10 protein-coding genes and 1 pseudogene are annotated in these 8535 nt (G+C 68.8%); 5 read left to right on the top strand and 6 right to left on the bottom strand.

Annotation, left to right across the window (positions count from 1 at the left end):
* The 3 genes and pseudogenes from AAC997_RS12080 to xth form a co-directional block, all read right to left on the bottom strand.
* Positions 1 to 530 (bottom strand): annotated as a pseudogene (locus AAC997_RS12080) (hypothetical protein); the annotation flags it as partial.
* A gap of 109 nt (positions 531 to 639) precedes the next feature.
* On the bottom strand, positions 640 to 1629 hold the full coding sequence (locus AAC997_RS12075; protein WP_340645946.1) for an NAD-dependent epimerase/dehydratase family protein: 990 nt from the start codon (positions 1627 to 1629) through the stop codon (positions 640 to 642).
* Between the two features lie 4 nt (positions 1630 to 1633).
* On the bottom strand, positions 1634 to 2413 hold the full coding sequence (gene xth, locus AAC997_RS12070; RefSeq protein ID WP_340645945.1) for an exodeoxyribonuclease III: 780 nt from the start codon (positions 2411 to 2413) through the stop codon (positions 1634 to 1636).
* Between the two features lie 203 nt (positions 2414 to 2616).
* Between xth and AAC997_RS12065 the strand changes: the two genes are divergently transcribed.
* The 3 genes from AAC997_RS12065 to AAC997_RS12055 all read left to right on the top strand — a co-directional run bounded on the left by AAC997_RS12065 (position 2617) and on the right by AAC997_RS12055 (position 4065).
* The gene (locus AAC997_RS12065) at positions 2617 to 2898 is read left to right on the top strand and encodes a hypothetical protein (RefSeq protein ID WP_340645944.1); all 282 of its coding nucleotides are present in this window, start codon (positions 2617 to 2619) and stop codon (positions 2896 to 2898) included.
* Between the two features lie 92 nt (positions 2899 to 2990).
* A complete protein-coding gene (locus AAC997_RS12060) occupies positions 2991 to 3593 on the top strand; it encodes a TetR family transcriptional regulator C-terminal domain-containing protein (protein ID WP_340645943.1) in 603 nt (200 codons plus the stop codon).
* Position 3594: 1 nt separating this feature from the next.
* The gene (locus tag AAC997_RS12055; protein WP_340645942.1) at positions 3595 to 4065 is read left to right on the top strand and encodes a DUF5360 family protein; all 471 of its coding nucleotides are present in this window, start codon (positions 3595 to 3597) and stop codon (positions 4063 to 4065) included.
* 46 nt (positions 4066 to 4111) lie between these two features.
* Here the strand turns inward: AAC997_RS12055 and AAC997_RS12050 are convergent, their stop codons facing one another.
* Together AAC997_RS12050 and AAC997_RS12045 are read right to left on the bottom strand one after the other, a co-directional pair.
* Positions 4112 to 4534 carry an SRPBCC domain-containing protein gene (locus tag AAC997_RS12050; RefSeq protein WP_340645941.1) on the bottom strand — a complete coding sequence of 141 codons (423 nt, stop codon included), beginning with the start codon at positions 4532 to 4534 and terminating at the stop codon, positions 4112 to 4114.
* Complete coding sequence (locus AAC997_RS12045) at positions 4531 to 4869, bottom strand: metalloregulator ArsR/SmtB family transcription factor (RefSeq protein ID WP_340645940.1); 339 nt, start codon at positions 4867 to 4869, stop codon at positions 4531 to 4533. The genes AAC997_RS12050 and AAC997_RS12045 overlap by 4 nt, the downstream gene beginning before the upstream one ends.
* A gap of 110 nt (positions 4870 to 4979) precedes the next feature.
* Here AAC997_RS12045 and AAC997_RS12040 point away from each other — a divergent pair, with 110 nt between their 5' ends.
* A complete protein-coding gene (locus AAC997_RS12040) occupies positions 4980 to 7115 on the top strand; it encodes a TonB-dependent receptor (protein WP_340645939.1) in 2136 nt (711 codons plus the stop codon).
* Complete coding sequence (locus AAC997_RS12035) at positions 7115 to 8161, top strand: PepSY-associated TM helix domain-containing protein (RefSeq protein ID WP_340645938.1); 1047 nt, start codon at positions 7115 to 7117, stop codon at positions 8159 to 8161. Before AAC997_RS12040 ends, AAC997_RS12035 begins: the two co-directional genes overlap by 1 nt.
* On the opposite strand, the gene erpA is transcribed toward AAC997_RS12035, so the two are convergent.
* The gene (erpA, locus tag AAC997_RS12030; protein WP_215339752.1) at positions 8158 to 8490 is read right to left on the bottom strand and encodes an iron-sulfur cluster insertion protein ErpA; all 333 of its coding nucleotides are present in this window, start codon (positions 8488 to 8490) and stop codon (positions 8158 to 8160) included. The two genes, AAC997_RS12035 and erpA, sit on opposite strands and share 4 nt — an antisense overlap.
* Positions 8491 to 8535: the final 45 nt, after the last annotated feature.

The following is an 8535-nucleotide window of genomic DNA, read 5'->3' as shown; positions in this document are numbered from 1 at the left end:
AGGGCGCGGGGGCGGCGCAGGATGGCCTCGGCGCGGGCCAGCCAGCGGTTGGCCTCCAGCACCGCGGCGCCGGGGGATGCGGCCACCCGGCGGCTCTCGTCGCCGGTCAGCCAGAGGTCCAGTTCGAAGTCGGGATGCTGCGGATCGTCGAAGATCAGCCGCAGGGTGACGCGCGCCGCATGACTGACCCGCTGGTCGAGGGCGCGGCGCGGCTCGTCGCGATGGGCGCGGGCCACGACCTGGTCGTCGATGATCAGCTCGGCGCCCATCAGTTCGTCGATGCGGTAGACGAGGCACCAGGCCCCTGAGTCCCAGGCGACGGCCGCCAGGCCGGTGGCGAAGTTGACGCCGACACCGCGGCCGCGGCCCCGGGCCACCAGGACGGCCTCAGGCTCGCCCTTCAGAACGCGCTTGAGCGCACGGCCGATGCGGCGGTTCTCGTCGAAGAACCAGATGGCCGCCGAGCCCGCGAAGGTCACGGCGGTTCCGGCCAGGGCCAACATCAACAGAAGCCGGACGACATCGTTCATGCCGCGACGCTAGAGCGATTTCAGGCGAAGTGGAAACCGGATCGCCGCCCGAAATCGCGCTGGCAAGCATCGTCAGACCGATGGGTCCCGCGAAGGGAGCGGAGGCTGCTCAGCTCTTCGCCGGCGGTGCTTCGAACATCTGCGGCGGATAGGCCGCCAGGCCCGGGAAGGCGGTGAGCCAGTCCTTGCCCTGCACCTCGGCCACCAGGGCGGCGCAGAGGGCGGGCGCGGCGGCGGCGTAGTCGGTTACGGGGCGGTAGCCGATCGCGGCGGCCGCGCTCATGTCGGCCACCAGCGGCGCTTCGATGCTCCAGGGGGTGCGGCCCTTCCAGCCCTTGGGCGGACCGGAGAAGGGGGCGAGCGTCGCGTTCGAGCCCATGGCGGCGAGGATTTGCGCGCCGATCTGCGCCACCGTCGGCGCCTGGGGGTCGGCGGCGTTGAGCAGGTGGACGCCCGGCAGCTCCAGGGCGATCCGGGTCAGTTCGGCGAGATTGGCGGTGGCGGTGGTGTGGAACCGGCTGGCGCCGTCGAAGGCGAGGGGGATGGTTTCCGCGCCGCGCAGGATCTGGGCCAGGAACCACCATTCGCGCGGCGCGCGGCTGCCCGGGCCGTGGACGGCGAAGGGGCGCAGAATTTTCAGGGGCACACGGGCGCCGGCCAGGAGTTCGTCCTCCAGGGCCACCTTGTTGGTGGAGTAGTCGGTGTCGCCGGGGGACGCGCGGCGCTGGTCCTCCCGCAGGGGGACGGGGTAGCGGGCGCCGTCGCCCAGGGTGGCGCCCGCATCGTCCACATAGACGCTGCCGGTGGAGATCACCGCCAGGGCGCCAAGGCGGTCCTGCAGGGCCAGCCACTGGCGGGCGTGGACGGCGTTGTAGGCCACGGTGTCGATCACCGCGTCGAAGGGTGTGGTGAGCGCGGCGCGCAAGGCTGTGTCGTCCTCGCGGTCCAGCACGGTGACCGCGACGCGGCCCTGGAGGGCGTCGGGGAGGTCGCCATGCCTCTGGCCGACGGTGACGCGCCAGCCGGCCGCCAGCAGGTTGAGCGCCGCCGCCCGGCCGATCTGGCCCGAACCTCCGAGGATGAAGGCGCGGCGGCTCATGGCGCTAGAGATCCAGTTCCGTCACCACCGGCACATGGTCGGAGGGCTTGTCCCAGCCGCGCACGTCGCGGTGGATGACGCAGGCCAGCAGCTTGTCGGCGGCCTGGGGGGAGAGCAGGGCGAAGTCGATGCGGATGCCGTTGTTTCGCTGCCAGGCGCCGGCCTGGTAGTCCCAGAAGGTGTAGCTCTCCGGGGCGCCGTCGACGGTGAGGAAGGCCTCGGTGAGGCCCAGCCACTTCAGGGCGCGGAAGGCCTCGCGGCTCTGCGGCTGGAAGAGGGCGTCCTTGGTCCAGTTCTCCGGGTGGGCGGCGTCGCGGGGCTCGGGGATGACGTTGAAGTCGCCGGTGAGGACCAGAGGCTCCTCGAAGGCCAGCAGCTCGCGGGCGTGGGCGTTGAGGCGCGCCATCCAATTGAGCTTGTAGGGGAATTTCTCAGTGTCGATGGGGTTGCCGTTGGGCAGGTAGATGGAGGCGACGCGGACCGGATTGGGGCCGGAGACCACGGCCTCCAGGTAGCGGGCCTGTTCGTCGCCGTCGTCGCCGGGCAGGCCCTTGCGGACGTCCTCCAGCGGCGTCTTGGAGAGAATGGCGACCCCGTTGTAGGACTTCTGGCCGTGGACAGCGACATTATAGCCAAGCCGTTCAAAGGCTTCGGTTGGAAACTTCTCGTCGACGCACTTGATCTCCTGCAGGCAGGCGACGTCGGGGGAGACCTCCTCGAACCAGCGCAGCACGGTCTCGAGGCGGGCGTTGACCGAGTTGACGTTCCAGGTGGCGATCTTCATGGGCGTCCTTCGGCGTGGAGATGGTGTTCCGGTCTAGCCCTTCGACCGCCCCGCGAACAAGCGCGCGCTAGCCTGACGCGCGACCTATGACCGCTCGCCCGGCGATTCAATTTGACGGGTGGGGGTTGGATGGGGACCTTGCGCCCATGTCGGGGGCTATCAGGAAAAGACGGCCGCTTTCGCGTCGCGCGCGGATGATCTGGATGGGCGTGGCCACGGGCGCCTGCCTGATCCTGGCCCCGTTCGGCGCGGTCGGCGCGCTGTTCTCGCCGCTGGTGTTCGACCACGAGGGCAACATCCTCAACCCGCTGGCGTGGCTGGCCTTCCTGATGATGGTGCTGTTCTGGATCGTCTGCCTGATCGGACCGTTCGGCGCCTGGGTGCTGTTCAAGCGGGATCGGGAACCGCTGGCCTGGGCCGCCATGGCCGCGCCGCTGGCCTGGCTGACAGTGCTGGTGGCGATCCTTCAGTTCATTCCAGGCTGATCGCCGTTACCCCGGCGGGGTTCGCCGCGACCCGACAACTCCGTTGACATAACGCACGTTATATAACATACGTTATGTTTCGAGGAGTCACCATGCCAAGGGTTGTCGATAGCGTGTCCAAGCGCTCGGAATTCGTGGACGCCAGCCTGGACGTGATCGCGCGGGAGGGGCTGGGCGCGGCCACGCTGCGGCGCATCGCGGCGGAGGCCGGCTGCACCACCGGTTCGGTCACCCACTACTTCTCGGGCCGGGACGTCCTGCTGGTGGAGGCCTTGCGGTCGGCGCACTACGCTGCGGCGTTCCGCATGACCCAGGCCGCCGCCGCCGCTGGGAGCGATGCGGCGAGGTTGGAGGCGGTGGTGCTCGAATCCCTGCCTCTCGACGCCGTACGCCTGCGCGAATGGAAGGTGTGGCAGGGGTTCTGGAGCGCCACCTCGGCCAGCGGGGATCTCGCTGCGGAAAACGCCCGGCGCTATCGCGAGTGGCGCGACCTGTTGGAGACCCTGGTCGCCCCCTTCCGCCGCGACCCCGACGAGATGCGCCGCGAAGCGTCTCTGCTGATGGCGGTGGTGGACGGTCTCGGCCTTCGCCTGGCGCTGACCAAAGAAATCGGTGACGGCCTTGCCGTGGCGCAGGCGCAGGCCACCGCAGACATCGGCGCCTATCTGAGCCGGCTGATCGCGGGGGGCCGCTGAGATGTCCCGCAGGCTTGCGCTGCTCCTGGCCGTCACCGATGTGGTGATGATCCTCTACTGGTCCTTGGCCGGGCTGCTGCAGATCGGCCTTGTCGATGTGCCCCGAGACTGGATGTACGCCCACTATGACCATCCAGAGGTGGTCGCGTGGAATTGGTCCTTCCTACCTTTGGACCTGGCCTTTTCCGTCCTCGGCCTTGCCGCGGTGGCCGCCTCGGCGCGGGGCGACGGCCGCTGGCGGCCGCTGGCCCTCCTGTCGCTGAGCCTGACCTCGGTCGCGGGCCTGATGGCGATCAGCTACTGGGCCATCCTGGGCGCGTACGATCCCGCCTGGTTCCTGCCTAATCTCGTGCTCTTCGCCTGGCCGCTGGCGTTCATGCCCCGCCTGGTTGCGGAGATGGGCGCTAGAGCCCTTTCCGATCTGACCGCTTCAGTCAGATCGGATCAAAAGGGCTCTAATTCAAAAAGTTAGAGCATTTTTCGATCCGATAGACGTTTCACACCTATCGGAAAATGCTCTAGCCCACCACCTGGACCGCGTTCTCCAGGATCATCGCCCAGCCCTTGCCGGTCTGTTCGAGATAGGCGTCGTCCACGCCCTCGTGGGTGAGGGTGAGCACGCTGCCGATCCCGTCGGCGGTGATGTCCAGGCGCACGGTGGTGTTGGTGGGATCGTATTTCGGCACGGCGAACTGGAAGGTCAGGCGGTGCGGCCGGTCCAGCTCCAGAATCTGGCCCACATGCTCGATATCCTCGCCGTCGCGGCGGTCGACGAAGGTATAGGCGCCGCCGACCTTGGCCTCGATGTCCACGCGGACCATCTCGCCGGTGGGGGTGGCGAACATGAATCGGCCCGCGATGGCCGGGTCGAGGAACGCGTCAAACAGCTGCTCGGGCGTCACGTTGAAGCGGCGGGTGACGGTGACGGTGCGGGTGGTCATCGGGAGGAATCCTTGTCCTGGGCCTCGAAGATTGCGTCCAGGGCGTCGAGGCGCTGGGTCCAGAGGGCGCGGTGGGTCTCGATCCAGGCCTGGGCGGCGTCGAGGGGAGCGGGGTTAAGGGTCAGCAGGTGCTCGCGGCCGGCCCGCCTGCGGACCACCAGGTCGGCGCGCTCCAGCATGCGGATGTGCTTGGAGACCGAGTTCAGCGAGATGGCGAAGGGGGCGGCCAGCTCGGTCACGCGGGCCTCGCCCTGGGTCAGCCGCGCCAGGATCGCCCGCCGGGTGGGGTCGGCGAGGGCGATGAGGGTGTTGTCGAGCTGCGGGTTGGCATTCATTCACCCATGTGGATGAATAGCTAGGCATGAGTCAATCGAGCATCAGTTGACCAACTCCGCCGGCTCTGCCATTTGAGCGACTGAGACTTAATCGCAAAACGGAACGCCCTATGAGACTCCTGAGCAACGCCCTTTTCGGAGGGACGGCGCTCGCCCTCCTGGCCGCGATCGTTCCGGCCCAGGCTCAGGGGGTGATCCCCGAGGACAAGGCGGTCGACGAGTTGGTGATCACCGCCATGCGGTTTGACGCGCCGCGCGCCACCGTGCCCTCCACGATCCAGATCATCGGCGCCAACGATCTGCGCCTGCAGCAGGCCCTGGCGCAGAGCGCGGTCGAGGCGGTCTCGGCCCTGGTGCCGTCCTTCTCGCCGACCCGGCAGAAGCTGTCGGGGGCCGGCGAGACCCTGCGCGGTCGCTCGCCCCTCTACCTTGTGGACGGGGTTCCCCAATCGACACCGCTGCGCGACGACAGCCGCGACGGCTTCACCATCGATCCCTTCTTCATCGACCGCGTCGAGGTGGTGTTCGGCTCCAACGCCATCCAGGGAGTCGGCGCCACCGGCGGGGTGATCAACTACGTCACCGCGCCGACGCCCAAGTCCGAGCAGGGCTGGACCGGCAAGGTCCTGGCCCAGACCAGCTTCGACGACGGCAATCTGAACGACAGCTTCGGCTACAAGGCCGCAGGCCTGGTGGGCCGCGACTTCGGCGCCTGGGACTTCACGGCCGGGGCCTCCTATGAGCGCCGGGGCGGCTATTTCGACGCCGACGGCCGCCGCATCGGCATCGACGCCACCCAGGGCGAGCTGCAGAACTCCGACAGCTGGTCGCTGTTCGGCAAGGCCGGGGTCGACCTGGGCGACGAGCGACGCCTGGAGGCCATGGTCAACCACTTCGAGCTGGAGGGCGGTGACGACTACGTGCTGGTCACCGGCAGCCGCGCCACCGGCCGGCCCGCCAGCGCCGTGAAGGGCGTCCAGCCCGGCCTGCCCACCGCTAACGAGGTCACCTCGGCGGCGATCACCTACAAGGACGGCGACCTGTTCGGCGGCGCCCTGACCGCCCAGGCCTTCGCCCACGACTATCACGGCGTATTCGGCGGCTCGATCACCGGGACCTTCCAGGACGTGCGGATCGCGCCGATCAACACTCTGTTCGACCAGTCGGCCAACAATTCCCAGAAGCAGGGCTTCAAGCTGGACTACGAGCGCGGCTTCGAAGCCTTGCCGGGCCTAAAGGTGCTGGTGGGGCTCGATGGCCTGAAGGACAAGACCTATCAGGAACTGGTGCTGACCAACCGCGTCTGGGTTCCCGAGACCACCTATAAGAGCCTGTCGCCCTTCCTGCAGGTCCACCAGGCGCTGTGGGACGACGGCATCCACCTGTCGGCCGGGGTGCGGCAGGAGAACGCCACCCTTGAGGTCGGCGACTTCACCACGCTGGCCTCGTCGGGCAACACCAAGGTCAGCGGCGGCGAGCCCAGCTTCACCGAGGTGCTGAGCAATGTCGGCGGCACGGTGCGCATCCTCGACGGCGTGACCGCCTACGCCTCGTATGCCCAGGGCTTCACCATGCCCGACGTCGGCCGGGTGCTGCGGGCCATCAACACCCCGGGCCGCGACATCGACACCTATCTGGACGTCGCCCCGGTGGTCTCCGACAACATCGAGCTGGGGGTCGAGTTCACCCGCGGGCCGGTGAACGGGTCCCTGGCCTGGTTCACCTCGTCGTCGGACAAGGGCGCCCTGTTGGTGCTGAACACCGGCGGCACCTTCGACGTGCAGCGCCAGCGCACCGAGATCGAGGGCGTCGAGGCCACCCTGCGCTGGGCGGCCAACGACTGGCTGACCTTGGGCGGCGCCTATTCGCACCTGGAGGGCCGCACCGACACAAATGGCGACGGCCGGGTCGACGCCGATCTGGACGGGGCCAACATCTCGCCCGACCGCCTGACCCTCACCGCCGACGCCAGCTACGGCGACTTCGACTTCCGCCTGCAGGGGCAGTTCTTCGAGGCCCGCAGCTTCCAGGGCCAGCCCGTGGCCAACACCTTCGAGGGCTATGAGCTGCTCGACGCGGTGGCGGCCTGGAACGCGCCCTTCGGCGTGGTCAGCCTGGGCGTCCGCAACCTGCTGGACGCGCAGTACATCACCTATAACAGCGACACGACCAACCCCACCGACAACGCCCGCTACTTCGCCGGCCAGGGCCGCGCGGTCACCCTCGGGATCGTGAAGACCTTCTGATGGGTCTGGTCCGCACCCTGCACGCCTGGGCCGGCGCGATCCTCGCGCTGATCCTGGTGATCCTGGGCGTCACCGGCTCGCTGCTGGTGCTGCGCGAGGACTGGGTGAAGCTGACGGTCCCGGAGGCGCGGATGGTGGTGACGCCGTCCGCAACCCTGCTGGGCGCGGCGGCCGAGGTGGTGGAGGCGAAGGGCACGCCGCGCAGCATGATGTTCGCCGGGCCCCATATCGGCGTCCACCGGCTGACCTACCCCAAGGACGGCATGGCCTATGCCGCCGCCGACGGCGCCATCCTGGCCCGCTGGACCGACACCGAGCGGGTCGAACAATGGGTCTTCCAGCTGCATCACCGGCTGCTGGCCGGGGAGAGCGGCGAGATCGTGGTGGGGGTGGCGGGCCTGGCCGGCGCCGTGCTGTGCCTGACCGGGGTGATCGTCTGGTTCCCGGCCTGGCGCAGCTTCACGGGCAGGGTCTGGCCCAGGTCGATGGCGCGGCGCGACTTGGTGTCCTCGCACCGGGACCTGGGCGTCCTGATGGCCCTGCCGGTCCTCGTCCTGTGCCTGACCGGGGGGATGATCATCTTCAACGACACCAGCAAGGCGATCGTGACCAGGCTGGCGCCGGGCGGCATCGAGGCGCCCAAACCGCCCAAGGCGGGGCAGGGGGACATCGACTGGCCCGTGGCCCTGGCCGGCGCCCAGGCGGCCTTCCCCCAGTCGACCCTGCGGCTGGCGAGCTGGCCGGCCAAGCCCGGCGCGCCGGCGGCCATCCGCATGAAGCAGCCGGCCGAGTGGCACCCCAACGGCCGCACCCTGGTCTATATCGACCCGGCGACCTCCAAGGTGATCGGCACGGTGGACGCCCAGGCCTTCGGCCCCGGCGCGCGGTTCCAGAACGCGGTCTATCCGATCCACGCCGCCTCGGTGGGCGGCGGGCTGTATGAGCTGGTGGTGTTCCTGGGGGGCGTCGCCCTGGCGGCCCTGGGCGGGCTCGGCCTCTGGTCGTTCCTGATCCAGCAACGGCGCAACTGGGCGCGGGAGCGCTAGATTGAGAAGCTCACGCCGCAGCCGCAGCTGGACTTGGCGTTGGGGTTGCGGATGCGGAATTCTGCGCCGGCCAGTTCGTCGACATAGTCGATCACCGAGCCCTTGAGCAGGATCAGGCTCATCTCGTCCACCAGGGCCGCCGCGCCGTCCAGCTCGACCCGCAGATCGTCGGACTGCGGCTCGCTGACCAGGTCGAACTGATACTGGAAGCCCGAGCAGCCGCCGCCCTCCACCGCCACGCGCAGCATGACGGGATGACCCTCGGCCTTGCTGAGGTCATGCAGCCTTTGGGCCGCGGTCGGGGAGAGGGTGAGGTCTGATGTGGTCATGATGCGTAAAAGCCCTGTGTGGACTATATGAGGGTCCAACGGCTT

Origin of the sequence: Phenylobacterium sp., from assembly GCF_037968635.1 — a bacterium.
GTDB lineage: Bacteria > Pseudomonadota > Alphaproteobacteria > Caulobacterales > Caulobacteraceae > Phenylobacterium.
The sequence above is the reverse complement of the archived record's forward strand: the minus strand, read 5'-3'. Positions and strand labels throughout refer to the sequence as shown.